The 26,363-nt window shown below is 69.9% G+C and carries 22 protein-coding genes; 8 read left to right on the plus strand and 14 right to left on the minus strand.

Annotation, left to right across the window (positions count from 1 at the left end):
• Window positions 1–25: 25 nt before the first annotated feature.
• The gene (locus tag ABD652_RS03660; RefSeq protein WP_344718291.1) at window positions 26–1,735 is read right to left on the minus strand and encodes a dihydroxyacetone kinase family protein; all 1,710 of its coding nucleotides are present in this window, start codon (window positions 1,733–1,735) and stop codon (window positions 26–28) included.
• Window positions 1,736–1,917: 182 nt separating this feature from the next.
• On the opposite strand from ABD652_RS03660, the gene ABD652_RS03665 reads away from it, so the two are divergent.
• Window positions 1,918–2,946: a sugar-binding transcriptional regulator gene (locus ABD652_RS03665; RefSeq protein WP_344718293.1), complete on the plus strand. Its 1,029-nt coding sequence runs from the start codon at window positions 1,918–1,920 to the stop codon at window positions 2,944–2,946.
• Window positions 2,947–2,985: 39 nt separating this feature from the next.
• Here ABD652_RS03665 and ABD652_RS03670 read toward each other — a convergent pair whose 3' ends face one another.
• Both ABD652_RS03670 and ABD652_RS03675 read right to left on the minus strand, forming a co-directional pair.
• Window positions 2,986–4,548, minus strand: coding sequence for a sulfatase family protein (locus ABD652_RS03670; RefSeq protein ID WP_344718295.1), 1,563 nt, complete (start codon window positions 4,546–4,548; stop codon window positions 2,986–2,988).
• Window positions 4,538–5,773 carry an ROK family transcriptional regulator gene (locus ABD652_RS03675; RefSeq protein WP_344718297.1) on the minus strand — a complete coding sequence of 412 codons (1,236 nt, stop codon included), beginning with the start codon at window positions 5,771–5,773 and terminating at the stop codon, window positions 4,538–4,540. The genes ABD652_RS03670 and ABD652_RS03675 overlap by 11 nt, the downstream gene beginning before the upstream one ends.
• Before the next feature lie 278 nt (window positions 5,774–6,051).
• Between ABD652_RS03675 and ABD652_RS03680 the strand changes: the two genes are divergently transcribed.
• The 3 genes from ABD652_RS03680 to ABD652_RS03690 all read left to right on the plus strand — a co-directional run bounded on the left by ABD652_RS03680 (window position 6,052) and on the right by ABD652_RS03690 (window position 10,377).
• A complete protein-coding gene (locus ABD652_RS03680) occupies window positions 6,052–7,431 on the plus strand; it encodes an MFS transporter (RefSeq protein ID WP_344718299.1) in 1,380 nt (459 codons plus the stop codon).
• Window positions 7,428–8,741: a D-arabinono-1,4-lactone oxidase gene (locus tag ABD652_RS03685; RefSeq protein WP_344719037.1), complete on the plus strand. Its 1,314-nt coding sequence runs from the start codon at window positions 7,428–7,430 to the stop codon at window positions 8,739–8,741. Before ABD652_RS03680 ends, ABD652_RS03685 begins: the two co-directional genes overlap by 4 nt.
• Before the next feature lie 127 nt (window positions 8,742–8,868).
• On the plus strand, window positions 8,869–10,377 hold the full coding sequence (locus ABD652_RS03690; RefSeq protein ID WP_344718301.1) for a sulfatase family protein: 1,509 nt from the start codon (window positions 8,869–8,871) through the stop codon (window positions 10,375–10,377).
• A 128-nt stretch (window positions 10,378–10,505) separates the two neighbouring features.
• Here the strand turns inward: ABD652_RS03690 and ABD652_RS03695 are convergent, their stop codons facing one another.
• Window positions 10,506–10,979, minus strand: coding sequence for a ribose-5-phosphate isomerase (locus tag ABD652_RS03695; RefSeq protein ID WP_344718303.1), 474 nt, complete (start codon window positions 10,977–10,979; stop codon window positions 10,506–10,508).
• Between the two features lie 328 nt (window positions 10,980–11,307).
• Window positions 11,308–12,597 carry a serine--tRNA ligase gene (gene serS / locus ABD652_RS03700; protein ID WP_344718305.1) on the minus strand — a complete coding sequence of 430 codons (1,290 nt, stop codon included), beginning with the start codon at window positions 12,595–12,597 and terminating at the stop codon, window positions 11,308–11,310.
• A gap of 177 nt (window positions 12,598–12,774) precedes the next feature.
• On the opposite strand from serS, the gene ABD652_RS03705 reads away from it, so the two are divergent.
• On the plus strand, window positions 12,775–14,049 hold the full coding sequence (locus ABD652_RS03705; protein ID WP_344718307.1) for a diacylglycerol/lipid kinase family protein: 1,275 nt from the start codon (window positions 12,775–12,777) through the stop codon (window positions 14,047–14,049).
• 74 nt (window positions 14,050–14,123) lie between these two features.
• Here the strand turns inward: ABD652_RS03705 and pheA are convergent, their stop codons facing one another.
• Window positions 14,124–15,056 carry a prephenate dehydratase gene (pheA, locus tag ABD652_RS03710; protein WP_344718309.1) on the minus strand — a complete coding sequence of 311 codons (933 nt, stop codon included), beginning with the start codon at window positions 15,054–15,056 and terminating at the stop codon, window positions 14,124–14,126.
• Window positions 15,053–15,382, minus strand: coding sequence for a rhodanese-like domain-containing protein (locus ABD652_RS03715; RefSeq protein ID WP_344718311.1), 330 nt, complete (start codon window positions 15,380–15,382; stop codon window positions 15,053–15,055). Before ABD652_RS03715 ends, pheA begins: the two co-directional genes overlap by 4 nt.
• Before the next feature lie 221 nt (window positions 15,383–15,603).
• On the opposite strand from ABD652_RS03715, the gene ABD652_RS03720 reads away from it, so the two are divergent.
• Window positions 15,604–17,214: an amidase gene (locus tag ABD652_RS03720; protein ID WP_344718313.1), complete on the plus strand. Its 1,611-nt coding sequence runs from the start codon at window positions 15,604–15,606 to the stop codon at window positions 17,212–17,214.
• A gap of 79 nt (window positions 17,215–17,293) precedes the next feature.
• On the opposite strand, the gene ABD652_RS03725 is transcribed toward ABD652_RS03720, so the two are convergent.
• The 6 genes from ABD652_RS03725 to ABD652_RS03750 form a co-directional block, all read right to left on the minus strand.
• The gene (locus ABD652_RS03725) at window positions 17,294–18,592 is read right to left on the minus strand and encodes an ISL3 family transposase (RefSeq protein WP_344718315.1); all 1,299 of its coding nucleotides are present in this window, start codon (window positions 18,590–18,592) and stop codon (window positions 17,294–17,296) included.
• A gap of 200 nt (window positions 18,593–18,792) precedes the next feature.
• The gene (locus tag ABD652_RS03730; protein ID WP_344718317.1) at window positions 18,793–20,205 is read right to left on the minus strand and encodes an ABC transporter substrate-binding protein; all 1,413 of its coding nucleotides are present in this window, start codon (window positions 20,203–20,205) and stop codon (window positions 18,793–18,795) included.
• Window positions 20,206–20,243: 38 nt separating this feature from the next.
• Entirely contained in the window at window positions 20,244–21,203 is a 960-nt protein-coding gene (locus ABD652_RS03735; RefSeq protein ID WP_344718319.1) for a carbohydrate ABC transporter permease, read from the minus strand.
• 26 nt (window positions 21,204–21,229) lie between these two features.
• Window positions 21,230–22,099, minus strand: coding sequence for a carbohydrate ABC transporter permease (locus tag ABD652_RS03740; protein WP_344718321.1), 870 nt, complete (start codon window positions 22,097–22,099; stop codon window positions 21,230–21,232).
• 128 nt (window positions 22,100–22,227) lie between these two features.
• A complete protein-coding gene (locus ABD652_RS03745) occupies window positions 22,228–23,472 on the minus strand; it encodes a Gfo/Idh/MocA family protein (RefSeq protein WP_344718323.1) in 1,245 nt (414 codons plus the stop codon).
• A gap of 516 nt (window positions 23,473–23,988) precedes the next feature.
• Entirely contained in the window at window positions 23,989–24,171 is a 183-nt protein-coding gene (locus ABD652_RS03750; protein ID WP_344718325.1) for a CsbD family protein, read from the minus strand.
• A 208-nt stretch (window positions 24,172–24,379) separates the two neighbouring features.
• Here ABD652_RS03750 and ABD652_RS03755 point away from each other — a divergent pair, with 208 nt between their 5' ends.
• Window positions 24,380–24,943: a TIGR03086 family metal-binding protein gene (locus ABD652_RS03755; RefSeq protein ID WP_344718327.1), complete on the plus strand. Its 564-nt coding sequence runs from the start codon at window positions 24,380–24,382 to the stop codon at window positions 24,941–24,943.
• Here the strand turns inward: ABD652_RS03755 and ABD652_RS03760 are convergent.
• A complete protein-coding gene (locus tag ABD652_RS03760) occupies window positions 24,912–25,466 on the minus strand; it encodes a GNAT family N-acetyltransferase (RefSeq protein WP_344718329.1) in 555 nt (184 codons plus the stop codon). The genes ABD652_RS03755 and ABD652_RS03760 overlap by 32 nt on opposite strands.
• A 130-nt stretch (window positions 25,467–25,596) precedes the next feature.
• Here ABD652_RS03760 and ABD652_RS03765 point away from each other — a divergent pair, with 130 nt between their 5' ends.
• Window positions 25,597–26,361, plus strand: a complete 765-nt coding sequence (locus tag ABD652_RS03765; protein ID WP_344718331.1) for a DJ-1/PfpI family protein — start codon at window positions 25,597–25,599, stop codon at window positions 26,359–26,361.
• Window positions 26,362–26,363 lie beyond the last annotated feature (2 nt).

Here is a 26,363-nt window from a genome sequence, read left to right on the forward strand (position 1 = left end):
CGCGATCCAGTCTCGCGACGCGGACTCAGGTCTCGGCGAGGTGCTCGCCGAGGGCCTGCATCAGCAGCGAGAAGGAGACCGCGCCCGGGTCGGGGGTGCCCAGCGACTTGTCGCCGAGGACCCGGGAGCGGCCCAGCCGCGCGGTCATGTCGGCGGTGTCCCGGGCCGCCTGCTGCGCGACCTGGGCGGCGGCGGTGATGGCCTCGGCCAGCGGCGTGCCGGCGTCGAGCCCCTTGCGCAGCTCGCCGGAGAACGGCACGGCGGCGTCGATCATCGTCTTGTCGCCGACCTCGGCGCCGCCCAGGCGGCGGACGGCGTCGACGGCGTCGAGCAGCGCCTGCCCCTTGGCCGCGTCGTCGCTGGCCCGCTCATCGGAGAGCGCGCGGCCGGCCGCGGTCAGCGCCGCGCCCCACAGCGCTCCGGAGGTGCCGCCGGCCGACTCGGCCCAGGCGGTGCCGGCGTGGACCAGCACCGTCCGGGCGCCGGCGCCGCGCTCCAGGGCGACGGCGCCGGCCTCGACGGCGCCGCGGGTGCCGAGCACCATGCCCTGGCCGTGGTCGCCGTCGCCTGCGATCGCGTCGATGCGGCCCAGCTCCTCCTCCTGCTCGGCGCAGATGCGCGCGAAGAGCTCGACCACCGACTGCACGCGGCCGGCCTGCCGCTGCGCGTCCTCCTGAGCGGCGGGGACCTCCTCCTCGCCGGGGGCGAAGAACGTGGTGCGCGGGCTCCGCGCGCCGTCGACGGCGCCGCGGCGGTAGGCCGGGGTGTCCACCGGAGCGGTCCAGTGCTGCTCCAGCTCCTCGTCGAGGTGGACCACCGTCAGCGAGAGTCCGGCCATGTCCAGGCTGGTGACGAACTCGCCGACCTCCGGACGCACCGGGGTCAGCCCGGCGGCCTCCAGCCGCTCGGCCACCCGGCCGTAGACGACGAAGAGCTCCTCGTACTTCACCGTGCCCAGACCGTTGAGGATGATCGCGACCCGTCCCGAGCCGATGCCGGGGTCCTCCTCCAGCACGCCGTCGACCAGCAGGTCGGCGACCTCGGAGGCGGAGCCCATCGGCAGGTCCTTCACACCCGGCTCGCCGTGGATGCCCAGGCCCACGCCCATGGTGTTCTCGGCGACGTGGAACAGCGGCTCCTCGGCGCCGGGCAACGTGCAGCCGTCGAAGGCCAGACCGAAGGAGCGGGTGGCGTCGTTGGCCTTGTACGCGACCCGCTCGGCCTCGGCGACGTCGGCACCGGCCTCGATGGCCGCCCCGGCGATCTTGAACACCGGCAGGTCGCCGGCGATGCCGCGGCGGTCGCGGTGGTTCTCCTCCGAGTTGGAGGCGACGTCGTCGCTGACCTTGACGATGCGCACGTCCACGCCCTCGGCCCGCAGCTTCTCCGCGGCGGCGCCGAAGTGCAGCACGTCGCCGGCGTAGTTGCCGAAGCCCAGGATGACGCCGCCGCCGTTCTCGGCGTTGCGGGCCACCGAGTAGACCTGCGAGGCCGACGGAGAGGCGAAGATGTTGCCGCAGGGCGCGCCGTGGCCCATGCCGGGCCCGACCCAGCCGGCGAAGGCCGGGTAGTGCCCGGAGCCGCCGCCGATCACCAGCGCCGGCTGGCCCTTCGGCGTCTCGGTGGCGCGCACGACGCCGCCGTGGACGGCGCTGACGTGCTCGGGGTGCGCGGCCACCAGGCCGCGGACCGCCTCGGCGGAGAAGTCGGATGCATCGTTGATCAGGTAGGTCATGTCTCGTCAGTCCTCGTGCTGTCCCGGGGCCCGACCAGCGGCGGGCGAGAAGGCGCCGGCGCTGGTACAGATGTTCTCTGACAATTGTTCTAACGCCCACCTTACGGCAGGATGGGTGACCAGCACCACTCTGAACCGCCGATCCGAGCGGAGGATACGATGAGTCGATCGACGAGGATCCGATGGAGGCTGAGATGAACGACCAGGCGCCCTCGCCCCCTGAGGACCCCGCCGCGACCGCCGGCCCGAGCCCCTCGGGGCCTGCGGCCGACGCCCCGGAGTCCGCGGAGGCCGCCGAGACCGAGCGGCTCTACCGCGCCGCGCAGCTCTACTACGAGCAGGGCGCAACGCAGGCCGAGGTCGCCGCGCAGCTGCAGGTCTCCCGCCCCTCCATCAGCCGGATGCTCTCCGAGGCTCGGACGCGCGGGATCGTCGAGATCCGCGTGCACCGTCCGTCGGCCTTCGGCGTCGACGATCTGCAGGAGCGGCTGCGCACCCGATTGGGACTGCATGAGGTGCTCATCGCCTCCGGCGACCAGCGCCAGCGCATCGGCATGGGGCTGGGGCCGCTGACCCGGCACGCGTTGGCCGGCACGCACCTCGGCCCCGGCGACGTGCTGCTGATCGCCTCCGGCGAGACCACCTACGCGCTGGCCCAGCAGCGACTGGGCTCCTTCTCCGGCGTCGTCGTCGCCCCCACCGTCGGCGGGCAGGCCGAGCCGGACCCCTGGCATCAGACCAACGAGGTCGTCCGCGCCTTCTCCTCCACCTCGGGCGGGTATCCGCACTACCTCTTCGCCCCGTCGATGCCCTCGCATGCGCTGCTGACCGCGCTGCAGGACGACCCCGGCTACCGGCAGATCGTCGCGGACTGGCGCACCGCGAAGGTCGCGCTGGTCGGCGTCGGCGCCCCGGCGCTCTCCCGCGAGTCGATCGCCCGGTCGGTGCCCCGCGACCACCCGAACCTGGCCCGCTCAGTGGGCGACGTGTGCCTGGCCTTCTTCGACCAGAACGGCGACGAGGTCACCTTCCCCGGCCACGAGCGGATGGTGCGCATCCCGGGAGAGGCGCTGCGCGCGGTGCCGCATCGCATCGCCGCCGCCGTCGGCGTGCACAAGGCCCCCAGCATCATCACCGCCGCGAAGTCGCAGTGGTTCACCACGCTGATCACCGACGAGGTCACCGCCCGCGCGATCGACCGCACGCCGTAGCCGAGGGCCGACGTCGCGAGGCCTCGGCCGGCGCGTCGGTCACCCGCGCGCGGAGCTGCCCTGCGCGACGGCCTCTTGAGCATGCCCGTTGCGATCGGAGTAGGAAGATTCGTCCAACCCCGACTGTGTCGGGTCGTGGTCGACCTCGCCGACGTCGTCCATCGTCGTCATCCAGTGGTAGAAGTTGTCGCCCCGATCCCTCAGCAGTCGATAGAGCCGGGCCGTGAGCTCGCGTCGCACCCCGTCCATCTCTGGCAGACCATGGACATTGTGCAGCTCGTCCGGATCACGATCGAGGTCATACAGCTCGTGGGTGGACTCAGGGTTGACCACGAGCTTGTAGCGCTCAGTCCGCAGCATACGCTGCGGATAGGGGAAGTGATGCCCGTGGAACTCGCAGACGATGTCGGGGGCCCAGTCGGACGCTTCGTCTCCACGCGCGAGCGGCACGAGACTGCGCGAGTCCACCGCCGGTGAGGAATCGATCCCGGCGAGATCCAGGATAGTCGCCGTGCAGTCGAGCAGGCTGACGAACTCCTCGCGCACCTGCCCGGCGACGCCGCTGGGGACGCGCAGGAGTCCAGCAGTGCGATAGATGTCCTCGTACATGGCCGGCCCCTTGTCGTGCAGACGATGTGCCCCAGTGAACTCGCCATGGTCGCTGCTGAAGAACACCGCCGTGGAGTCGGTGAGCCCGCGACGATCCAGCGCCTCGACGACGCGGCCGATCTCGTGGTCGATCATGGCGACATAGCCCTGGTACACGGCGATCAGCTTGCGCGTCGTCTCGATCGGCATGGTGTCGAAGGTCCAATGGGCGCTGTAGTTCTTCTGGACCGGCGGCTTCCCCTCGAAGGTCTCGACGATCGAGCCCGGCAGCTCGACATCCTCAGGATCGATCAGGTCGAAGTACTCCTCGGGCAGCACATAGGGCAGGTGCGGGCCGAAGAAGTTCAGCTGGAGGAAGAACGGCCGGGAGCCCGACCGCAGCTCGTCCGCGTACCGATCGATCAGCTCGATGGTCCGGGTGGCGAGGTAGTGCTCGAACGTCGCCTCGAGGGGCTGGTGCAGACGGGCCGCCAGCAGATTGCCGGGCCCGCCGTTGGGCAGCGTACCGCGGATCCGATCGCTGATCGCGTACGGCGGGAGACCGTTGTCCTCGAGGTAGCGCAGGTAGTCTTCGGCCTCTACCGGATTATGCCACGCCGAGCCGGGCAGCTCAGGTCCGTCGAGACCGTAGTCACCGGCCTCCCGACGCGCCCCAGCGTGCCATTTGCCCACCAGCCCCGTGTTGTACCCGGAGTCACGCAGGGCATCGACGAACGTGAAGGTGCCCTCGGCCAGGTCCTCGATGTATCCCACATTGCGCTCTCGATTGGCGAGCACCTGATGGCGGAACGGCGCCTGGCCAGTGAGCAGGCTCGCCCTCGCCGGCGTGCAGATCGCGGTCGGCGTGTACCAGCGATCGAACCGCGTTCCCGAGCGGGCCAGCTCATCGAGCACAGGAGTCGTGCCGTGCGGATTGCCGTAGGCGCCGAGCGTGTCGGCACGGTGCTGGTCGGTCATCAGGAACAGAATGTTGCTGCGCTGGTCATCGGACATGATGATCTCCTTCACGAGTGGGAGAGGAGGGCCCGTCGAGCCCTCCCGGATAGTCGGCGAGAAGCGACGTGCGATGCAGGAGCGCCACGATGGCTCCCATGGCACCGCCGGAGTCCGTCACCTCGGAGGAGCGCACCCGGGGGCGCGCGCCGTCGATGGGGTGTACCTCGAAGGTGATGGTCGACGAGACCTGGTCGAGGAACACCGGAGCGATGCGGGGCAGCACGCCCCCGACCACGATGTCTGTGGGGTTGAGCGCGAGGACGGTGGTCGCCAGCACGTGTCCTACGGCCGTGCCGGATTCGCGGAGGACCTCCTCGAGGACTGGGTCAGCACAGTCGGCTGCGCGGCCGAGGTCCTCCGGTCCGGCCAGGTCCAGACCGCGCTCACGGCACGACTCGAGAACGGCCGGGACCGACGCCACAGTCTCGAGGCAGCCACGCTTTCCGCAACGACATCGCCGTCCGTCGCGGCGCACCGTCACGTGGCCGAATTCGCCGGCCAGTCCGGCCGCCCCGTGGATGAGGCGCCCGCCGACGACGACACCTCCCCCGATTCCGTCAGCCACCCGCAGGTAGATGAGCTCCTTCTCCGGCTCTCCACTGTGCACCGCCTGGGCGAGCGCGGCGAGGCGCGTGTTGACGTCGAGCATCGGAGTCAGGCCGAACCGTCGCTCGATCTCACGACGCACGGCTTCACGAGCCTCGTCCGAGTTCCGACGAGCGCGGGGATGGTCGATGCTCCACGCCGAGGAGTGCGACCCGGGCAGGCCGACACCCACTCCTTGGAGCGCGTCGAAACGTGTGCCCTCAGCCTCGATGTCGTCGATGATCCTCAGCGCCGTCGCGATCCGATCGCGCCAGGGAGCGTCCGAGGCGATCGGCCGCTGACGCTCGGCGATGACCTCGTGGCTGGCGTCGATGATCGCCACGTGCACAGCCGCATGAGCCAGGTCGATGCCGAGGAACTGTCCGGCACGCGGATCCAGCGAGAGAAGCTCCGCAGGACGCCCGGACCCGCGCCGGTCGACGGCATCTGTGTCGACGATCCGCACAGCGCCGCGATGGATCAGGTCGGTCACGATCTCCGAGAGCGTCGTCCGCGAAAGGCCCACCGCAGAGGCCAGCTCGGCACGCCGCATCGCACCGCGGCTTCGCAGTGCTGAAAGAACCTGCTCCTCGTGCCGCCACCTGACAAGCCTGGGACCTTCTTGGGCAGTGGACATGCCGTCATGCTAGGCACATCACATTTTTTCGACAAGGGCCCGTCAGAATGAACGACGAGCATCGTTGCAGACACGACGAAAGTCCATCGCCTCGCGAATGCCTCCCCGCGCATGAGGGCAGGGCCATCGTGAGGACGGCGAGATCGAACACACTGAGGTTTTTCTGTCGCTGTGTTGACTGAAAAATGTGTCCTATCTAACGTTCTTGGAGCTGGCCCCACGGACCGGCGGCTCGTCCAAGCCGACGACGAGCCCGAGACGAAAGTAGGTCGACGATGATGTCCTCACACTCTGCAGCCGGCACTCCGGCCCCCGCGACGCTGACGTCCCGTCGCGCCACATTCGCCGCCTTCGCCGGGGCATTCCTGGAGTGGTATGACTTCTGGGTCTTCGGCACCGCCGCCGCCCTCGTGTTCCCCCAGGTCTTCTTCCCCGAGGCGCCGCCCACAGTCGCACTCATGCAATCGTTCGGCACCTTCGCGGTGGCCTTCCTGGCACGCCCCGTGGGAGCGATCCTGTTCGGACACTTCGGCGATCGCGTCGGACGCAAGCCGGTGCTGCTGGTGACGGTGTTCCTGATCGGCGGCGGAACGTTCCTCATGGGACTGCTCCCGTCGCATGCGGTCGCCGGAAGCCTCGGCGCCGTCGCACTCATCATCCTCCGCGTGGTGCAGGGCGTGGGCATCGGCGGCGAGTACGGCGGCGGGTCGCTGCTGGCGCTCGAGAATGCGCCCAAGAACGGTCGGGGACTGGCCGGCAGCTTCCACCAGCTCGGCACGCCGGCCGCCCTCCTCGCCTCCACGGGAATCTTCGCCCTCGTCGAGCAGCTCCCCGAGGAGGACCTGCTCTCCTGGGGTTGGCGCATCCCCTTCCTGGTGAGTGGACCGCTGCTGCTGCTCGGCTTCTACATCCGCAAGAACCTCCCGGAGACTGCGGCTTTCCAGAAGGACACGACGCGTGCCAAGTCTGCGCCCTTGATCTCCCTGCTGCGCGAACAGCCGAAGATGGTGCTGATCGGCATCGGAGCGCGCATGGCCGACGCCGTGACGTTCAACGTGGTCAACGTCTTCGCCGTCTCCTGGGTGACCAGCACCATGGGCATGAGCAGCGATGCCATCCTGACCGGCTTCGTCATCTCCTCGGCCGTGCAACTCGTCGTGCTCCCCGCCGCGGGCCGGATTTCAGACCGGATCGGTCGCCGCCCCGTCTATCTGACCGGCCTGGCCATCTGCGCCACCGGTGGAGGCATGCTGTACTTCCCCGTGCTTTCGACCGGCAGCACCGCCGGAACATGGGCGATGATCATCGTCGTGCACGCCTTCGGCACTGGCCTGATGTTCGGCATCCAGAGCGCTCTGTTCGCCGAACTGTTCCAGACGAGGATGCGCTACACCGGACTCGGCATCGTCTATCAGGGCTCCGCACTGCTCGGAGGGGGACCGACACCCATGATCGTGGTGTTCCTGACAGCGGCCGCCGGATCTTGGTGGCCGGCGGGCGCATATCTGTTCGCCGCCTGTGCGCTGAGCGCGCTGTGCATCTGGCGGGCGGGCGAGACCTTCCACAAGGAGCTCGCCGAGACGACGTCCGACTCCTCGGAGCGCGTCGCCGACGATGCCCAGGGCACCGCGGCGGACCAGGAGGTGCAGTCCCCATGAGGACACCCGACCCGACGAAGGCCGACCAGCCGGCACGCACGTCCGACGTCGGCACCACGTGGTCCCGGTCGCACACGTTCGCCGCCAGGGAGCTCTGCGCTCCGCGCACCGCAGAGGAGCTCCAGGAGACCATCGCCTCGTCCTCGCGCATCCGGGCTCTCGGATCGCGTCATTCGTTCAATGACGTGGCTGACACCGAGGGGAAACTGGTGACAGTCCACGACCTGCCTGAACGCGTCGACGTCGACGACTCCGCCGCGACTGTGACCGTCTCAGGCGGCACCACCTATGGGCGCCTCGCCGAGCACCTCTCCCACACGCATTGGGCCCTGCAGAACATGGGGTCCCTGCCCCACATCTCAGTGGCCGGAGCGACCGCGACCGGCACCCACGGATCGGGAGACGCCCATCGCAATCTCTCGGCCGCGGTATCGGCTGTGGACGTGGTCACGGCCGACGGAGAGATGCATCGGTGGACGCGCGAAGGCCACACCGACTTCGGAGGCCGAGTGCTGTCACTCGGCGCCCTCGGAGTCGCCACCACGGTGACTCTCGACCTCGTGCCGACCTTCGACATGCGTCAGGATGTCTGGTTCGACCTTCCCTGGCCCTCCCTGATCGAGAACCTGGACGCCATCATGGCCTCCGCATACAGCGTCTCGGTCATGCCGGACTGGTCCCATTCGGAGACAGCCGGGAAAGTCTGGCTCAAATCACGCTGCGACGCGTGGGACGCCACGCTCGACCCGGCCCGATTCGGGGCTCGATGGGCACGCACCGAACGCGGCGAGCTCGCCGAGGGCCAGAATGCCAACCAGACGACGCAGGGTGGCGTGCCCGGCCCCTGGTGGTCGCGACTGCCCCATTTCCGCCCGGACGCGGACCCGAGCCGCGGCGACGAGATCCAGACCGAGTACTTCGTCCCGCGCCGATTCGGCCCCGACGCGCTCCGATCTCTCCGTGAAGTCTCACCCGCCTTCGCCCCCCTCGTGCAGGTCTCGGAACTCCGCACGGTCGCAGGTGATGAGCAATGGCTGAGTCCAGCACACGGGAGGGATTCCCTGGCCATCCATATGACATGGAGGAACGAGCCGGAGCAGGTGCGAGAGGTCCTGCCGATCGTCGAGGCGGCGCTCGAGCCGTACGATCCCCGCCCTCATTGGGGCAAGTGGTTCACCCACGACGGCGCGACGGTGCAGCGGCAGTACCCACGGCTGGGCGACTTCCGCACACTGGTGGAATCTCTGGACCCTGAGGGCAAATTCAACAATGCGTTCCTGGAGCGCACTCTGGGAAGCCGCCGCTGGTAGTCCGACGCTTCCCGGCGGGCGGCCCGGGGCCGCCCCGATCACAACACAGCCGACGAGTCACCTGGTACATGTCGCCGACGGCCCGAGCAGCCTCCTGGCCCCGAGACGACGACTTCCTGGAGGACGGATGACCCGCACGAACATCATCTTCGTCATGTCCGACGACCATGCCGCTCACGCCATCTCGGCCTATGGCAGCAGAGTCAATCACACCCCGCATCTGGACCGGATGGCGACGGAGGGCGCCCGACTGGATGCGGTCTACTGCACCAACGCGATCTGCAGCCCCTCGCGCGCGTCGATCCTGACCGGCACCTACAGCCACGTCAACGGCGTCTCCTCGATCTGGACGCAGATGGACTACCGCGTGCCGACCTTCATCGACGTGCTGAAGGAGAACGGATACAGCACCTCGCTCTTCGGCAAGTGGCATCTCGGCGAGGAAGGGGTCTCGGCGCCGCGCAGCTTCGACGACTGGAAGGTCTTCCCGGGGCAGGGCGACTACATCGATCCGGAGATGATCGACGAGGACGGCTCCCGGGTGGTCGAGGGGTACGCGACCGACATCGTCACCGACATGGCCATCGACTGGCTGGACGAGCGTCAGGACGATGAGCCGTTCTGCATGCTGGTCCATCACAAGGCCCCGCACCGGCCGTGGGTTCCCGATGAGAAGCATCAGCATCTCTACGACGACGGTTCCATCCCCGAGCCGGAGACCTTCTTCGACGATCACGCGAGCCGCAGTCGGGCGGTGCAGGGGGTGCACATGTCGATCGCCGACGACATGGGAGCCGATGATCTCAAGACCGAGGTGCCTGAGCATCTGCGCGGGCCGGAGAATCGTCGGGCGCGGATGAGCTGGAAGTACCAGATCTACATGCGGGATTATCTGCAGTGCATCCAGTCCATCGATGACAATGTCGGCCGGCTGCTCGACCATCTGGACGAGAAGGGACTGTCCGAGAACACCCTGGTCGTCTACACCTCCGACCAGGGCTTCTTCCTGGGTGACCACGGGTGGTTCGACAAGCGACTGATGCTGGACCCGTCGCTGCAGATGCCGATGCTGATGCGCTGGCCCGCCGAGATCGAGGCCGGGACCCGCTGCGAGGGGATCATCACCAATGTCGATTTCGCCGCGACGTTCCTGGATGTCTGCGGCGTCGACGTCGATCAGGCGCTGCCGACCAATCAGGGCCGCAGCTTCCGGCCGCTGCTGCGCGGCGAGGAGGTCGAGGACTGGCCCGACGCGGCCTATTACCGCTATTGGGAGCATGATGATCCGATCCATGCTGCTCCGGCGCACTATGGCATCCGCACTCGCGAGTTCAAGCTGATCCATTACTACGGTGCCGGGCTCGGGGTCCCCGGGGCGTCGGAACGGCTCTTCGAATCGGAATGGGAGCTCTATGACCTCCGACAGGATCCCGATGAGATGCGCAACGTCGCCGATGATCCGGAATATGCCGAGATCCGCGGCGAGCTGGAGGTGAAGCTGGACGAGTACCAGCGGCACTACGGTGACGAGAAGTACCGCGGTCCGGACACGCCGCGGCCGGAGTGGGGACCGCACGACGCCGCTGCCCTAGAAAATATCGAGGACTACGTGGAGAACATCCGCGCCACCAGCTGACGAACATCACTGATTCTCCAGGAGCCCCCGGCGAGAGCATCGGGCAGGTCCCTCGGGACGCAGCACTGCGGAGGAACCGTCACCGATCCCTTCGTTCGTCCCTCCGCAGCTGGACTCAGCAGCTGGACTCAGCAGCTGCCGGTCTGCTCGTAGCTCTCGATGGCGGCGACCTTGGCGGCCGAGGCGCTCTCCGGGTCGAAGGTGTGGTCCAGCCACTGGGCGGCGAGCATCCGGGCCAGCTCGAGGCCGACCACCCGCTCGCCGAAGCACAGCACCTGGGCGTTGTTCGACTTCACCGAGCGCTCCACGGAGAAGGGATCGTGGGCGGTGACCGCCCGGATGCCGTCGACCTTGTTGGCCGAGATCGCCACGCCCAGGCCGGTGCCGCAGACCAGCAGGGCGCGGTCGGCCTCGCCGGCGGCGACCTTCTCCGCCGCGGCGACGGCGACGTTCGGGTAGGCCGTCGAGTCGCCCTCGGCGACGCCGACGTCGACGACCGAGGCCACCCGGTCATCGGCCTCGAAGTCCTTCTTCAGGGCTTCCTTGTACGAGAAGCCGGCGTCGTCGCCGCCGACGATCAGGCGCAGCTGCTGAGTGCTCATCGTTGCATCTCCTTGCTCGATATGGTCTCTGCCACCATGCTGACCCCGTCCAGCACGAACGTCAAGGCACAAATGTTCACGCCTCCTGCGCACTGAGTGGTCACTTGTGACGGCATATCCCGTCGGTGAATCGATTCACTCGCGGGATCCGTCGTCAGAAGTGACCACTCAGCGCCGGCGGGAACCAGGCGCCGGTGGGAACCGGGCACTTGCCGTCCCCAGGCGCCGGCGGGACCAGGCGCCGGCGCACGGGCCGCGACACGACGACGCCCCGCGCCGGAGTCCGGGGCGGGGCGTCAGCGACGGGGCCGGTGTCGGCGAGACGTCCTCAGCGGATCGGCTCGAGGACCTCCTGGCCGCCCAGGTACGGGCGCAGCGCCTCGGGCACGCGGACCGAGCCGTCGGCCTGCTGATGGTTCTCCAGGATCGCGACCAGCCAACGGGTGGTGGCCAGCGTGCCGTTGAGCGTGGCGACCGGGCGCGTGCCGGCCTTGGCGCCGTCGTCGGCGGTGCGCCGCTCACGGATGTTCAGCCGCCGGGCCTGGAAGGTGGTGCAGTCCGAAGTCGAGGTCAGCTCGCGGTAGGTCTCCTGACTCGGGACCCAGCCCTCGCAGTCGAACTTGCGGGCAGCGCTCATGCCGAGGTCGCCGGCGGCGATGTCGACCACCCGGTAGGGCAGCTCCATCTTCGCCAGCATCTGCTCCTCCCAGGCCAGCAGCCGCTCGTGCTCGGCCGTCGAGTCCTCCGCGGAGCAGTAGACGAACATCTCCAGCTTGTTGAACTGGTGCACCCGCAGGATCCCGCGGGTGTCCTTGCCGTGCGAGCCGGCCTCGCGCCGGTAGCAGGTCGACCAGCCGGCGATCCGGCTCGGGCCGTCCGCGAGGTCGAGGATCTCGTCGGCGTGGTAACCGGCGATCGCCACCTCGGAAGTGCCGGTCAGGTAGAGATCGTCGCGCTCGAGCCGGTAGATCTCGTCGTCGTGCTCGACGTCGAAACCGGTGCCCTGCATCGTCTCCGGACGCACCAGCGTCGGGGTGATCATCGGGGTGAATCCGGCGGCGAGCGCCTGGTCCATGCCCATCTGCATCATCGCCAGCTCCAGTCGCGCGCCGACGCCCTGCAGGAAGTAGAAGCGCGCGCCGGAGGTCTTCGCGCCGCGCTCCATGTCCACCGCGCCCAGCGACTCGGCCAGCTCCAGATGGTCCTTCGGGGTGAAGCCCTCGGCGGCGAAGTCGCGCGGGGCCCCTTCGGTGCGCAGCACGTCGAAGTCGTCCTCGCCGCCGGGCGGCACCCCGTCGTGGATCGGGTTCGGCACGCGCCGCTGCAGCGTCCGGAAGGTCTCCTCGGCCTCGTTCGAGGCCGCCTCGGCGGTCTTGACCCGCTGGGAGAGGTCCTTGACCTCGGCCAGCAGCCGGTCCTTCTCCTCGCCGGAGGCCTGCGCGACCTGCTTGCCGAAGGCCTTCTGCTCGGCGCGCAGCGACTCGAACCGGGCGATCGCCTCGTTGCGGGTCTGCTGGGCGGAGATCACGAGGTCGACGAGCGACTCGTCCTCCTGCCGCGCCCGCTGGCTGGCCCGGTACTTCTCGGGATGCTCGATGAGGTCCTTGGTGTCGATCACCCCACCAGACTATCGGCAATGCACCCGGCACGCTCCCGGCGCGAAGCTCGCGCCGGGCTCGCGCCGGACCAGGGCAGGACCAGCGCAGGATCAGCGCCGGGCCGACGCCGGCCTCCGGCGGCCCGCCGGGCGCCCGCACCCAGGTGCGCGCAAGCTTTCACAGTAGACTCGACGCTGATGGATCCCGATCTGCTCCTCTGGCTGCTCGTCGCCTCCGCCGCCGTTCACGTCATCGCCGTGATCGTGCTCGTCCGCGCGCAGATCACGACGCGCCGGCTGCACGAGGAGATCCTCGAGCTCCGCCGCGCCCGCGACCGGGCCGCCGAGACCTCCCACGAGGTCGACGGCCGGCCGGCGGTCGCCCTGGTGATCAACGCCTCCAAGCCGGAGGCCGACGCCGTCGCCCGCCTGGTGCATTCGGCCTGCTCGCGGTCGAGCCTCGGGGAGCCGCTGGTGCTGCCCACCACGCCCGAGGACCCCGGCGGCGCGATGGCCCGCGAGGCCCTCGACGCCGGCGCCCGGGTGGTCATCGCCGCCGGAGGGGACGGCACCGTCCGCGCCGTCGCCGCCCATCTGACCGGCACCGAGGCCGCCCTGGGCGTGGTGCCGATGGGCACCGGAAACCTCTTCGCGCGCAACATCGGCCTGCCCCACCACGACCTCGAGGCCTGCGTGGACCAGGCGCTGCACGGCCGGCCGCACCGCGTGGACACTCTGGAGCTGATGCTCGAGCACCCCGACGGCACGCAGGCCCGCCACAGCTCGCTGGTCATCGCCGGCGGCGGCCTGGACGCCGAGGTCATGAGCGACACCCGCGACGCGCTGAAGGCCCGCGCCGGCTGGCTCGCCTACGGCGAGGCCGGCATGCGCCACGTCACCGGGCGACGTCGCACGCTCACCGTGGCCCTGGACGACCAGCCGCCGCACACCCACAAGGTGCGCTCAGTGCTGCTGGCCAACTGCGGCATGCTGCAGGCGGGCATGGTGCTGGTGCCCAGCGCGCAGTTCGACGACGGCGTCTTCGACACCGCCCTGTTCTCCCCGCGGCATGCGCTGGACTGGGCGAAGATCGTCGCCAAGACCGTCACCCGCTCCTCGGCCGACATCCCGGTGATGACGGTCCGTCAGTCCCACACCGGCCGGCTGAGCATGACCGAGCCGATGCCGTTCCAGATCGACGGCGACCCGGTCGGCGACGTCGTCGGCGTCGAGGCGAGCATCCGGCCGGCCTCGCTGCGGGTCCACGGCGTGGCCACCTCCGGCTGGACCGGCTGGAGCCCGACGACGGCGGACCCGGCCGACGACTGGGAGCCCGAGCGCGGGAACACCTCGCAGATCACCGCCGTGCCGCCGCGGCGCGACAGCGGGCATGCGGCCGGGACGACGCCGGACGAGGCGATCGAGATCGACGAGAGTCGGGCGCCGGGCCGGGCGCCGGGCCAGTCGTCGTAGGGCTGTGAGATGTCGTCGGACTATAGCGCCGCGACTTCTCACAGCCCTACGACATGCGACCTCAGCCGGGCTCGTCAGCCCCGGCGCAGCGCATCGATCCAGGTGCGTGCGGCGGAGAACGCGGCGTCGCCGACGTCGGCGGTGACCTGCTGCGGCTTGCCGTCGGCGCGCGGGTAGGACCCCAGGAAGCGGATCTTCGGCGAGATGCGGTGCACCCCGGCCAGCGCGTCGGCCACCCGCTCCTCGCGGATGTGGCCCTCCAGGTCGATGGAGAAGAAGTACTCCCCCAGCCCGTTGCCGGTGGGCCGCGATTCGATGCGGCAGAGGTTCACCCCGCGGGTGGCGAAGTGCTCGAGCAGCTCCAGCAGCGCGCCGGCGCGGTCCTCGGGCAGCGGGATCATGATGGTGGTCTTGTCCGCGCCGGTGGGCTCGGGGACCGGTCCGGGCCGACGGACCAGCACGAAGCGGGTGACCGCTCCCTCGACGTCCTCGACGCCGGCGGCGGCCACGTGCAGGCCCAGCTGCTCGGCGACCAGCGGCGAGCAGATCGCCGCGTCGGCCGCCGGCTCCTCGCCCAGCAGTCCCCGGGCGCCGGCGGCGGTGGAGGCCGCGGGGATGAACTCGGCCTCGGGCACGGTGGCGTCGGCCCAGCGACGCACCTGGGCCCAGGCGTGCGAGTGGGTGGTGATCGTGGCGATCCGGCTCAGCGGCATCGGCTCGCGGGTGGCGACGACGAAGGTGATCGGCACCAGCGCCTCGGCGACGATGTGCAGCTGGTGGGCGACCGAGACGGCGTCGAGCGTGGCGGTGACCCCGCCCTCGACGGAGTTCTCGATCGGCACCATGGCCGCGTCGACCTCGCCGTCGTCGACCAGCGCCAGCGCGGAGGGCACCGAGGTCGTCGGCACCCGCTCGGCGGTCTCGTCGCCGTCGAGGATCTGCAGCAGCGCGGCCTCGGTGAAGGTCCCGGCCGGGCCGAGGAAGCTGTAGCGGCTCGTCGCGCTCACAGGACCGCCGGCTCCTCGCCGGTGTCGGCCTCCAGCGGTCGGCCGGCCTCCAGCCAGCCGCCCATGCCGTCGCCGACGAAGACCGCGGCATAGCCCTGGGCGGTCAGCCACTCGGCGATCTTCACCGCGCGGCCGCCGGTGCGGCAGACGACGTAGGTGTCCTCGTCGGGGTCGAGCTCCTCGGCGAAGCGCTCGGGGATCTGGCCGACCGGGATGTGCAGCGCGCCCGGCGCGTGGCCGGCGGCGTACTCGTAGTCCTCGCGGACGTCCAACAGGGCGGCGCCGTCGGGGACGTCGGCGGCGCGGACGGTCTCGAAGTCCGACATCTCGGCCTCCTCAGGTGGTGCGGGTCGTGGCGGGTCGTGGCGGGTCGTGGCACGTCGTGGCGGGCTCTCCGGGCGCACGCGCCGCGGGCCAGGCACCGGGGCGCACGCTCCGTCGATGGTTCCGAGACTATCGCGCCGGACCCCGCCGCGTCGGGCCGGGCGCGGCGCCGACGACGGCCCGGACCTCCCCAGCCGGGGCCCTGATGCATAGGGTGAGGGCCATGAGCACCACCGGCCGCCACGGCACCGCTGATCATCCGACCGACGCGACTCCGGCCTCGACCACCGACACCGAGCTGACGGACTTCCGCGCCGCCACGGCCGCGGAGTGGCGGGAGGCGTTCCTGACCGGCGACGTCAGCGCCGTCGAGCTGACCACCTCGGCGCTGACCGCCCAGGCGGTGAGCTCCTCGCTCGGAGCCTTCCTCCACGTCGACGCCGATCTGGCGCTGACCCGCGCCGCCGAGCTGGATCAGGTGCGCGCGGCCGTCCTCGACCGCGTGCCGGCCGCCTCGCGGGCCTCGCGGCTCGCCGATCTCTCGGCCCGCGACCCGTTGCTGGGCCTGCCCACGGCGTTCAAGGACCTGGTCGACGTCGCCGGCATGCCCACCACGCTGGGCACCGCCGCGCTGGACGCCGCCGTCCCACCCCGCGACGCCGACCTCGCCCGGCGGGTGCACCGGGCCGGGACGGTGAGCATCGGCAAGACCCAGGTCCCGGAGTTCGGCCTGCCCTGCTACTCGGAGAACGACCTCGCCGCGCCCTCGCGGAATCCGCTGGACCCGGCGCGGACCTCGGGCGGCTCGACCGGCGGCGGAGCCGCGGCGGTGGCCGCCGGGATCCTGCCGATGGCCCCGGGCAACGACGGCGGCGGCTCGGTGCGCATCCCCGCGGCGGCCTGCGGGCTGGTGGGGCTGAAGCCCGGACGCGGCCGGATGCCCGACGATCCGCAGGAGGATCGGGTGACGAACCTGGCGGTCTCGGGACCGATCGCCCGCACCGCCGAGGACGCCGCGCTGCTCTTCGACGTGATGGCCGGCGCCCGGTTCACCGCCCCGACCGTCGGCGAGGCCGGCGGGCGCAGACGGCGCCGGAGGCTCCGCGGGCGTCGCCGCAGGACGGACGACGACGGCGCCGCCGTCGCCCTGGCCGAGGGCCCGGCGATGCGCGCGGTCCGCCGGGCGCTGACCGAGGGGCTCGCGCCGCTGCAGGTCGGCGTGGTGACCGAGTCCCCGTTCAGCCCGGAGCTGGACATCCTCCCCGAGGAGGAGGCGATCCGCGCGCTGGAGGCCGGCGTCGCCGGGCTGTCCGGTCGCGGCCACGCCGTGCAGGGAACGGCGCACGACACCGGAGCCGGCCGCTTCTGGCCGTCCGGGTATCACGAGGACTTCCGCACGCTGTGGACCTCCCGGCTGGCCGGCCTCGAGCTGGGCGACGAGGCCCGCGAGCGCCTGCGCCCGCTGACCCGCCACTTCCTCGAGCTGGCCGCCGAGCGGCCGGCCGAACAGACGGCGCGCTCGGTGACGGCGATGCAGCGGCTCGCCGACGACGCCGAGGCGCTGCTCGGGCCCTGGGACGTGCTGATGACCCCGATGCTGGGGATGCGCCCGCCGGAGGTCGGCTGGTTCGCCGGCCTCGACCCGGCCGAGGACTACGTGCAGCAGTGCCGCTTCACTCCGTGGTCCTCCGTGGTGAACGTGATGGGCCTGCCGGCGATCAACGTGCCGGTCCACGCCGACGTCGACGGGATGAGCTGGTCGGTGCAGCTGATCGGCCGCCGCGGCGGCGAGGAGCAGCTGCTCGCCCTGGCGGCCACGCTGCAGCAGGACTGAGCCCTCCCCGTCCCCGCCTCGCCGGCGATGACTCCGTGGAAAGCGTGGGAAAGCAGGGTCTCCTGTCGTTTGTGTGGGTCTATCGGCCGGGCAGTCGGGGTTTCATCCCGGAGAGCTGCAGCATCGCCAGAGCGATCAGCGGCCTCGATGAGTGGAACCCATAGGCCATGCGGGTGATCACCCGGATCTTGGCGTTGACTGATTCCACCGGCCCGTTCGAGAGCCCATGCTCGATAGCCGCCAGGATCCGTCGCTTGTGCTCGGTGATGGTGCGCTGCAGCTTCACGAATGCCGGGATCCGGCACCTGCGAGCCCATTGGATCCAGGCATCCAGCTCGACCTCGGCGGCAGCAGCATCGGGCAGGGTGAAGATCAGTCGCAGCCGCTCTTTGAGCAGATAGGCCCGATACAACCTGGGATCGGTCTTGGTGACCCATTCCAGCTTCATCGCCTGCTTCTCGGTGAGGTTCTGCGGGTTCTTCGCCAGCGCGAATCGTGCGCCCTTGAGTCCTCTGGCCAGAGCGCTGGCGGGCCGAGGCGGGGCGTCTTTGGGCGGGCGCCCGCGGCTGCGCTTGGGCTCTTTGGCGGCTTGCCGGCGGGCATCGCGCCAGGCGCTGCGGCGGACTTCGTTCAGCGCCTCGTTGGTCCACTGGACCACGTGGAAGGGATCGGCGCAGAAGACCGCCTGCGGGCAGCACTCGGTGACTACCCGGGCGATCCAGGCGGCACCATCGGCGCTGATATGGGTCAGCTGTGCGCATCGACGGGCTCCCAGCTCGGTGAAGAAGGCCCGCACAGTGGCCTTGTCCCGGCCCTCGGCGGCCCAGACCAGCTGGCCGGTGTCGTGATCGACGACCACGGTCAGATAGTGCTGGCCGCGCTTGAACGAGACCTCGTCGATGCCGATCCTCCGCAGCCCGGCCAGCCGATCCCGGCCGGCCTGCAGCGCGGCATGCTCACGAGTCAGGATCGCTCCGACAGTGCGCCACGAGATCCGCATCAACTCGGTGATCGCAGTCTTCGAGCACTGAGTGACCAGCCAGGCGACCTGGCGTTCGAACTCGATGGTATGCCGGCTCTGGTGTCTGGCCCAGGGCACAGCGGCGGTGAGGATCCCGTGAAACCGGCAGCGGATCCGCACCGGGACCGCGCGCAGATAGACCGCAGTGGTGCCGAAGTCCAGACCGCGCCAGTACCGCAGCCGGGCCCCGGAGTCATAGCCGGGACAGCGTCGGTGACAGATCGGGCACCTGTTCGACTGTCCGGCGGCGGGACGGACATCAGCGACGAAGGCTCGTTTCTCGGGGTCGTAGTCGGCGGATTCGACCACGGTCTTCTCGACTGCGAGCAGCCGGGCCCATACCCTGGAGGTCGGCACGTCGTTCTCCTCCTTCGCGGGGATCTCTTGTACTTGGTCGTCAAGAAATCTACCGCTCGAGAACGACGTGCCATCTCTGTATCTCGGCCCCGTCCGGCGGTCCTGTCACCCACACAAACGACAGGAGACCCGGAAAGCAGACGTGTTCCCACGCGTTCCACCGAGTCATCACCGGTGAGCGGACGCCGTCGACGGGCGGCTCAGCCAGGCAGCAGGTCGTTGACCTTCTTGTTCATCCGCGTCAGCGACTCCGGGTCGCGGTCGCCGATGTAGATCTCGTCGAGGACCGGGGTCATCAACGAATCGACGGATCCGTAGGACTCCGTCACCGGATAGAACATGGTGTGGCCGTTCTCGACCAGATCGGTGAACGCCGAGACGTCCACGCCGTTCTCCCGGAACGCCTCGATCGCTCGCTGGGTGCTCTCCGGCCGGGCCGGCAGCACGACGCCGGCGTCGGCGACGATGTTCTGACACGTCGCCGAGCCCAGGAAGGCCACCAGCCGCGCAGACTCCTCAGGATGCTCCGTCTGAGCGCTGATCGAGTCGGCGAGTCCGTTGTACATCGACACCGGGTGCCCGACCGGCCCGGCGGGCAGCTTGGCGATGCCGACGTCGACGCCGGAGAGGCTGACGTAGGAGTTCGTCATCCAGGAGCCGTCCGGAGCCAGGGCCGCCCGCCCGGAGCCCAGCTGCTGCTGGACGTTGGCGTCCGAGCCGACCTCCTCATAGGGGGCCATGTACCCCTTGTCGACCAGTGAGAAGTACCAGTCCAGGGCCTCGTGCAGCCGCGGATCGTCGAAGTTGTACTCCGCGCCCCAGACGTCGGCGTCGGTGAACCGCCAGCCTGTGGAGCCGGCCACCCAGGACCAGGTCGCCTGACCCGCCGTGCCTCCCGATCCGCCCGAGGCCATCCCGTAGACGGCCACGTTGTTCGGGTCGAAGCCCTTCTCGTCGCCACGGACGCCGTCCTCGTCGATGGTCAGATGCGCGACCAGATCCTCGAAGGATCCGCCGTCCTCGGGATTCCAGGAGAGCCCCTGCAGGTCCGAGGAACTCAGTCCCGCGTCGGCGATCATCTCCTCGTTGTAGAACATCCCGATGGCGTCGAAGTCCTTGGGCATCCCGTAGCGACCGCCGTCCTGGCCGACCCAGAGGTCCGCCAGCCCCTCCTGGAACTCGTCGGGGTCCACTGCGGCGGTGGCCTCGAAGTCCTCGAGGTCGTGCAGCAGCCCGCGATTGACGTACTCCGGGTAGCGGCTCAGATGGTCCGTGAAGACATCCGGGGCGGTGCCGGCGACGAAGCCGGCGGTGAGCTTCATCCAATAGTCGTCGAAGCCGTACTGGCTGATCCGCACCGAGATGTCCGGATTGCGCTCCTCGAACTCCTCGATGCATTTCGTATAGGGCAGCAGCTGGTTGGCGTCCCAGAGCCAGTAGTCCAGGGCGACGGTGTCGTCGGCGACGACGGTGCCGCAGCCGCCGGCGGCCAGGGTCAGGGCCCCGGCGAGGCCGAGGCCGGCGACCCGGCGCAGGCGCCGCCGCAGACTTCGTGGGCCGCGGGGACGGGGCTCCCGACCCTGTGGAACGTGCTGTCGGTGCGGTGCAGGCATGGCGGTGCTCCTCACGTGGTCCCGCTCGCTCGATCCCGTCATTTGATGCCGCTGAAGCCGATCGAGCTGACGATGCGCCGGGCGAAGGCCATGAACAACAGCAGCATCGGCAGCGCGGCCACCAGCGTCGCGGCCATCAGCCCGGCCCAGTCGGGACCGGTCTGCGGGCTCTGTTCGGTGAAGTTGCCCAGCGCGACGGTCAGCACCCGCGAGGCGTCGGTGTAGGACACCATCAGCGGCCACATGTAGTCGTTCCAGGCGGTGATGTAGGTCAGGATCGCCACCGTCGCGATCGGCCCCGCGCTCATCGGGATGATCAGGGTGAAGAACACCCGGATCTTCCCGGCGCCGTCGAGCAGGGCGGCCTCCTCCACCTCGACGGGCACGTTGAGGAAGAACTGCCGCAGGAAGAAGATCGCGAAGGGGGTCATGAACATGTTCGGCAGCATGATCCCCAGCAGTGTGTCGATCAGACCGAGATCCCGAATCAGCAGGAAGTTCGGCAGCAGGGTGAAGATGATCGGGACCATCAGCGACAGCAGGAAGACGCTGAAGACCAGGTTCCTCCCTCGCCAGTGCAGCCGGGAGAAGGCGTAGGCGGCCATCGCCGAGAAGAACACCTGGCAGGCGGTGATCCCGGTGGCCACCACGATCGTGTTGATCAGGTAGCGCCAGAAGTCGATCGAGGCGCCGGATCCGCCCTGGGCGATGGCCTCCTCGGTGGACTGCATCCCGAAGACGCGCTCGAAGCCGCCGAGGCTGAAGTCCGCCGGCACCAGCGAGGCGGCCTCGGCGTAGAGGGCGTCATTACTGGACAGCGCCGTGCGGAGGATCCAGAGGAACGGGAAGAGCGTGATCGCCAACAGGATGATCATCACCGTCCAGGCGAGGATCCTCCCAGGCGAGATCCGGCGTCGTGTGCGCCGGACCGGGCGTGCGGGGGCCGGGGCGGTCGCCGCCGTCTCCGGAGCCGGCGCCGTCGTGGTGGTGGGCGGCATCGTGTCCACTCCCTCTCGGTCCGAGCTCAGTTCAGGTCCGTCTGGCCTGCGCGGGTGACGCGGTACTGCACGAAGGTCACGACCAGCAGGATCAGCAGCAGCGCGACGCTCAACGCGGCGGCGTAGCCGAAGTTGAACTGTCCGAAGGCGTTGTCGTAGATGTACAGCTGCAGCACGCGAGAGGCGTCGACCGGCCCGCCGTCGGTGGTCACCGCGACGGTGTCGAAGACCTGGAAGGAGCCGATCACCGAGATGATCAGCACCAGACCCAGGATGGGCCGCAGCAGCGGCATGGTGATGGTGAAGAACTGACGGATCTCCGAGGCGCCGTCGACCCGGGCGGCCTCGTAGAAGTTCCCGGGGATGGCCTGCAGCCCGGCGAAGAGCAGCAGGGCGGTGTATCCCATGTGCCGCCAGACGTTGATCAGTGCGATGGTCGGGATGGCCCAGGCCTCCTCGGTGAAGAAGCCGACGCGGCCGACGCCGATCCACTCCAGGAATTGGTTCCCGATGCCGAGCTGAAAGTCCAGGATCCACAGGAAGGCCAGCGCAGCGACGACGTTGGAGACCAGGAACGGGGTCAGCACCAGGGAGCGCATCAGGATCGACTGGCTCAGCCGCTGCATCAGGACCGCCAGCACCAGCGCCACGACGATCTGCACGCCGATGTTGATCACCACGTAGAGGATGGTCACCTTCACCGCGTTCCAGAACACCGGGTCGGAGAGCATCTGCTCGTAATTGGCCAGTCCGATGAACTCCGGCGGGGTGAGGATGTCCCAGGATGTGAAGCTCAACCAGATGCCGCGGAGCAGCGGCCAGAAATAGAAGACCACCATCCCCAGAGTCGCCGGCAGGATGAACAACAGCGCGATGCGCGTGTCGTCGCGCCGCATGCGGCGACGGACACGCTTCGCCCGGGGTCGTGGCCCCGAGTCGACGGCGGGTGACGTGACGGCGGTCATGACAGGTCCCTCATCTCAGTCGCGGGCAGGTCAGCTCGGTGAGGCGGCGCCGCGCCCGGTCACCGGGCCGGGCCGTCGCCGAAGTCGGGGACCTCCAGCCGCCGTCCTCCGTCACGCATCGAGTCGTGGGCGACGATCCCCGGGGCGGTGAAGGCCGCCGCGCGCCAGGCGTCGACCGGCGGACGCTCTCCGGTGACCACGGCCCGGACGAAGTCGTCGGCGAGGAAGTGATGGGCACCCTCGTGCCCGTTGGGCGCGCCGTCGTAGGCCGCGGGCAGCCGCGTCCGGTCGTGCACTGCAGCGGTGCCGGAGGTGAAGGCGTCGCGCAGCGCCGGGTCGACGTCGGCGAGGTCGGCGTCGTCGACGTCTCCGCGACCGGGCACGAACTGCTCGGAGATGTCGTGCGACTCCTCCTTGTCGTTCCACACCGTCTGGTGGGCGAGCTGCTCGAAGCTGGCCCGCGTGCCGAAGAAGCGGAACCGGGACTCGCGGATCGGGCAGGGATAGCCGACTCGACGCATCTCGTTGCTGCGCAGCACGCCGCCGTCGGAGAGTTCGAAGAGCGCCGTGGCATTGGAGACGTCGTTGTCGAACATGCTGACCTCGCGGTCGAAGACGCCGTCGTCGCGGTCGTCCTGCACACCGAGGCAGCTCACGCTGACCACCCGCGCGGGAATCGCGCCCAGCACGCCGCCGACGGCGTGGGTCGGGTAGAGCATCGGCGGGTAGCTGGCCGTGGCCTTCCAGTTCTCGCCGCCGCTGTACTGATAGGCGGCGTAGAAACCCAGGTCCATGTCGTGGACGTAGTCGCCCTCGCTGTAGAAGACCCGGCCGAGCGCACCGCGGCGGTGCTGCTCGCGGATGTGGACGGTGGCGGGGTTGTAGTAGCTGGTCTCGCCCATCATGTAGGTCAGCCCGGTGCGCTCGACGGCGGCGAGGATCTGTTCGATCTCGGTGATCTCCACGGCCATGGGCACTGCGGAGTAGACGTGCTTGCCGGCTTCCAGAGCCTGCAGGACCAGCGGCGCGTGGGTCCAGCGCTGGGTGAAGATGGCCACCGCGTCGACGTCGGAGGCCAGCATCTCCTCGAAGCTGTCGTCGACGGTCGCGCCCTCCAGGCGATCGGCCAGCTGGCGGGCGCGCTCGGGACGCAGGTCGGTGACGCGCAGTCCGCTGACGTTGGGGTGCAGGTCCCAGAGGGCGGCGAAGGATCCGGAGAACTGGCCGGCGCCGACGATGCCGATGCTGACGCTGCCGGCGTCGGCGTCCAACGGGGCGGAAGGCTCGAGGGGAAGGGGGCTCATGGGGTCCTCTCAGTGGGATCGTCGGGCTGTGAGGCGGGAGGCGTTTTCCGACGCTTTCCAACATCCATCAACATGTACGGACAACCCTCACCGCTTTCACTCACTGTGTCAAGAGTCACTCTTTAGTTTCTTGATGAATTGAATCATCCCCGAACGGCCGCCCTTGCCGGCCCTGCGGCGACCAGACCGCATCAGGCCCGCCGTCGACCGCGCCCCCACCGCGCGATCTCCAGGGAACTCTCAGCAGACATCACGCTCACGGCCATGTCGGACACCTACTGTCGGAGACACCTCATCAAGGTGCGAGTGATCCGAGGACCCCCTGGGCCGGCCGTTCTGACGCGTCTTCTCCACGCTGGCCGACCCAGGGGGTCCTCTTCTGCCCGCGCCCGGCCCGCGCATCGGCCCCCGACGCACGACTGCGGGCCGGGACCCGTGGGTCCCGGCCCGCAGCCTCGCCAGGTGCGACGCCCGCCGCCGGAGGCGTTTCAGGCGCCGCGAGTCAGGCAGTCCGCCTCAGAACTTGTCCTTCAGCCCCTCGCCGAACTCCTGGGCGTCGCCCTTCACCTGGTCGACGCCCTCGCCGACGCTGTCGGCGTCCTTGGCGTTCTCGAAGGTCTCCTGGCCCTGCTCCTTGGCCTCCTCGGCGGTCTCGCCGGCCTTCTCCTTGTACTCGTCGAACTTGTCACCGAGTCCCATCGTGGGTCTCCCTTCGGTCGGGTGTCGGGGCACTCCGCACGCTACCCACATCTCGGGCCCAGGTCACTACCTGGACGACGATTCGCAGGAGACATTCAGGCGGTGTTCACCGCACATTGCCGAAAACCCCGAGACACCCGGATCCCTCCAGGTCAGCGCGGGACGTCAACTCTGGTCCGGAATCGATCGCGCGTGGCATCCTCCAGATATGAGTCTTCCCGACCAGCCCGCCGCCCGACACCGGGCCGTGGCCGCGACGTTCTCCGAGCACGTCGCCGGCGTCGAGGACTGGGATGCCCCGGCGCCGGTCCCCGGCTGGCGCGCCCGCGACGTCGTCGGGCATCTCTGCCGAGGGTTCCCGGAGTTCATGCGCCCGGACGGAGTGGAGCTCTCCCCCGGCCCCGACGCGGCCGTGGACCCGGTCGGCGCCTGGGAGCATCTGCGCGCCCAGGTCCAGGAGCTGCTCGACGGCCCGGAGGCGCACCGATCCTTCACCCATCCCGAGCTGAGCCCGATGCCGCTGAATCTCGCGATCGACCGGTACTACACTCCGGACGTGTTCATGCATACCTGGGATCTGGGCCGGGCGGCGGGTCAGGACGTCATCCTCGACGAGGACTTCAGCGCCCAGCTGCTCGCAGTGCTGGAGCGCAAGAACGAGCAGCTGCGCGCCTCCGGCCACTTCGGTCCGCGCGTGCCGGTCCCCGCCGACGCACCGGTGCAGGAGCGGCTGGCCGGCTTCATCGGCCGCGATCCGTTCTGGAAGCGCTGAGCGGCTCCACCGGGCGCGCCATCGTCGTCCGCGGCCAGCGGTCCAGGCCGTGCGCCGCCTCCTCGCGGAGCCGCGCGGCCAGCTGCGGCCCCTGCCGCGCCGGCGGCAGGTCGACGAATCCCAGCCGCCGATAGTGCGGCGCGTTCCAGGGGATCTCGGCGAAGGTCGTCAGCGTCAGCCGCACCAGTCCGCGCGCCCGCGCCCAGTCGGCCGCGACGTCGATCAGCCGCGCCCCGATCCGGCGGCCGGCGACCTCGGGATCCACCGAGACCTGCTCCACATGGGCGGCGTCGTCCAGCTCCTCGACGAGCACATAGGCCCGCGGCACCCCGTCGACCTCGCAGATCCGGGCGCCGTCGGCGGCGACGAACCGCTCCAGATCCCGGGGAGTCGGCGGCTCGTCGTCGGCGATCGGCTCCAGCGCCGTGCCGCGGAACATCTCGCCGGCGGCCCGTTCGATGCGCGCGATCGCCGCGTGGTCCTCGAGTGCGGCCGGCCGCACTCGCTGCCCGCGTCCGTCCATGCGTCTCCTCCCCCGAACCGCCCCCGAACCGTCCCCGAGCCGACCGGCGGCCCGCCGACCCGTTTCCACGACGGCGGCGCTGTGCCATGCTCATCCCATCATCGTCGACAGGATCGCAGGAGGTCATCCGATGGGCCCGTCGCCGCAGACTCCGCAGAGCACGCAGAGCACGCACCCGATCGACGACGCCGGCGCCGGCGCACCGCCCGAGCGCCCGCTGCGGATCGTCGCCGTGCTCTTCCCGCACGTCACCCAGCTGGACTTCACCGGACCGGCGCAGGTCTTCTCCCGGATGCCGCACACTGAGCTGCATGTGGCCTGGCACCGCATCGAGCCGGTGCCCACCGACGGCGGCTTCTCCATCCTGCCGACGACGACCTTCGACGACGCCCCGCAGGCCGACGTGCTCTTCATCCCCGGCGGACGCGGGGCCTTCGAGCTGCTCGAGGACGCCACCGTGCTGGCGTTCCTGCGCCGGCAGGCGGCCACAGCCGAACATCTGGCCAGCGTCTGCACCGGATCCTTCCTGCTCGCCGCGGCCGGCCTGCTCGAGGGCCGGCGGGCGACCAGTCACTGGGGCTCGCTGCATCTGCTGGAGCGCCTGGGCGTCACGCCCACGGCCGAGCGCGTGGTCCGCGACGGCCCGGCGATCACCGCGGCGGGCATCTCGGCCGGCATCGACTTCGCCCTGCGGCTGGCCGCCGAGCTGCACGGCGAGGACGCGGCCAAGCGCATCCAGCTGCAGCTGGAGTACGACCCGGATCCCCCGTTCGACGCCGGCGCGCCGTCGCGGTCCGACGCCGACGACGAGCTCGCCCACGCACAGATCGCGGCGATGACCGAGCTCCGCGGCGAAGTCGTCGACCGCGCCGCGGCCCGGCTGCACGCCGGCTGAGG

Source organism: Nesterenkonia halobia (genome assembly GCF_039536005.1).
Lineage (GTDB): Bacteria > Actinomycetota > Actinomycetes > Actinomycetales > Micrococcaceae > Nesterenkonia > Nesterenkonia halobia.

What these genes read in the sequence shown, in the direction of transcription:
- ABD652_RS03755 (WP_344718327.1), top strand. Translation starts at nt 24,380, where the DNA reads ATGAGTCTTCCCGACCAGCCCGCCGCCCGACACCGGGCCGTGGCCGCG.
- ABD652_RS03665 (WP_344718293.1), top strand. Translation starts at nt 1,918, where the DNA reads ATGGAGGCTGAGATGAACGACCAGGCGCCCTCGCCCCCTGAGGACCCC.
- ABD652_RS03695 (WP_344718303.1), bottom strand. Translation starts at nt 10,979, where the DNA reads ATGAGCACTCAGCAGCTGCGCCTGATCGTCGGCGGCGACGACGCCGGC.
- ABD652_RS03720 (WP_344718313.1), top strand. Translation starts at nt 15,604, where the DNA reads ATGAGCACCACCGGCCGCCACGGCACCGCTGATCATCCGACCGACGCG.
- ABD652_RS03765 (WP_344718331.1), top strand. Translation starts at nt 25,597, where the DNA reads ATGGGCCCGTCGCCGCAGACTCCGCAGAGCACGCAGAGCACGCACCCG.
- ABD652_RS03750 (WP_344718325.1), bottom strand. Translation starts at nt 24,171, where the DNA reads ATGGGACTCGGTGACAAGTTCGACGAGTACAAGGAGAAGGCCGGCGAG.
- ABD652_RS03705 (WP_344718307.1), top strand. Translation starts at nt 12,775, where the DNA reads ATGGATCCCGATCTGCTCCTCTGGCTGCTCGTCGCCTCCGCCGCCGTT.
- ABD652_RS03685 (WP_344719037.1), top strand. Translation starts at nt 7,428, where the DNA reads ATGAGGACACCCGACCCGACGAAGGCCGACCAGCCGGCACGCACGTCC.
- ABD652_RS03670 (WP_344718295.1), bottom strand. Translation starts at nt 4,548, where the DNA reads ATGTCCGATGACCAGCGCAGCAACATTCTGTTCCTGATGACCGACCAG.
- ABD652_RS03740 (WP_344718321.1), bottom strand. Translation starts at nt 22,099, where the DNA reads ATGCGGCGCGACGACACGCGCATCGCGCTGTTGTTCATCCTGCCGGCG.
- ABD652_RS03730 (WP_344718317.1), bottom strand. Translation starts at nt 20,205, where the DNA reads ATGCCTGCACCGCACCGACAGCACGTTCCACAGGGTCGGGAGCCCCGT.
- ABD652_RS03745 (WP_344718323.1), bottom strand. Translation starts at nt 23,472, where the DNA reads ATGAGCCCCCTTCCCCTCGAGCCTTCCGCCCCGTTGGACGCCGACGCC.
- ABD652_RS03760 (WP_344718329.1), bottom strand. Translation starts at nt 25,466, where the DNA reads ATGGACGGACGCGGGCAGCGAGTGCGGCCGGCCGCACTCGAGGACCAC.
- ABD652_RS03660 (WP_344718291.1), bottom strand. Translation starts at nt 1,735, where the DNA reads ATGACCTACCTGATCAACGATGCATCCGACTTCTCCGCCGAGGCGGTC.
- ABD652_RS03715 (WP_344718311.1), bottom strand. Translation starts at nt 15,382, where the DNA reads ATGTCGGACTTCGAGACCGTCCGCGCCGCCGACGTCCCCGACGGCGCC.
- ABD652_RS03690 (WP_344718301.1), top strand. Translation starts at nt 8,869, where the DNA reads ATGACCCGCACGAACATCATCTTCGTCATGTCCGACGACCATGCCGCT.
- ABD652_RS03735 (WP_344718319.1), bottom strand. Translation starts at nt 21,203, where the DNA reads ATGCCGCCCACCACCACGACGGCGCCGGCTCCGGAGACGGCGGCGACC.
- ABD652_RS03680 (WP_344718299.1), top strand. Translation starts at nt 6,052, where the DNA reads ATGTCCTCACACTCTGCAGCCGGCACTCCGGCCCCCGCGACGCTGACG.
- ABD652_RS03675 (WP_344718297.1), bottom strand. Translation starts at nt 5,773, where the DNA reads ATGTCCACTGCCCAAGAAGGTCCCAGGCTTGTCAGGTGGCGGCACGAG.